The following is a 788-nucleotide window of genomic DNA, read 5'->3' as shown; positions in this document are numbered from 1 at the left end:
GGCAGGCGACCGCGGCGCCCGCCGCGGCGCCGGCCGCGCGCTGGGAGACGGCGCTCGGCGCGTCGCTGCGCACCCGCGCCGAGGGATGGCGCTGGTTCGAGCCGCCGCCCGGCGTCGCCGCCGACGGCGAGTACGGATTCGTCGGGACGCTGCTCCGCGTCGCCCTCACCGCGCGCCGCGGCGGGCTCGCGTTCACCGTCGAGGGCGCGGCGCCGCTGCTGGTCGCGCTGTCCGCCGACGCGCTGGCGCCGCCGCCGCAGGGGCAGCTCGGCTTCGGCGGCGCCTACCGCGCGGCCAACGGGGGCGACGCGACGGTGGCGCGCGCGTTCGTGAAGCAGGCGCACGTGCGCCTCGGGGCCGCCCCCGGCGCGCGCGGCGCCTCGGCGCGACTCGGCCGCTTCGAGCTGTCGGACGGCGCCGAGCTCGCGCCGCGCGACCCGACGCTGGCGAGCCTCAAGCGCGACCGCATCGCGCAGCGGCTCGTCGGCCCGTTCGGCTGGACGCACGTCGGGCGCAGCTTCGACGGCGTGCACCTCGCGCGCACGCGCGCCGCGAGCGGGGCGCGCGGCGGCGGGGGCGACCTCACCCTCGCCGCGGCGCTGCCGACCGAGGGGGCGTTCCGCGCCGCCGCCGACCTCGCGCTCGAGTTCGGGCTCGCGTACGCCGCCTACACGCGCAACGGCGGCGACGCCGCGCGCGGACGCGGCGCGGGGGACGCGCGGCTGTTCGCGCTCCACTACGCCGACTGGCGCGACGTGGCCCCCGTCGACAACCGCCCCGCCGCGGCG

1 pseudogene is annotated in these 788 nt (G+C 81.6%); it reads left to right on the top strand.

Features of this window, described 5'->3' with window-relative positions:
• A pseudogene (locus tag PYV61_RS26135) lies at positions 1–788 on the top strand (hypothetical protein); the annotation flags it as partial.

The organism is Roseisolibacter sp. H3M3-2 (assembly GCF_029211165.1).
Taxonomy (GTDB): Bacteria; Gemmatimonadota; Gemmatimonadetes; order Gemmatimonadales; family Gemmatimonadaceae; genus Roseisolibacter.
This window is presented reverse-complemented; position numbering and strand designations above follow the sequence as displayed.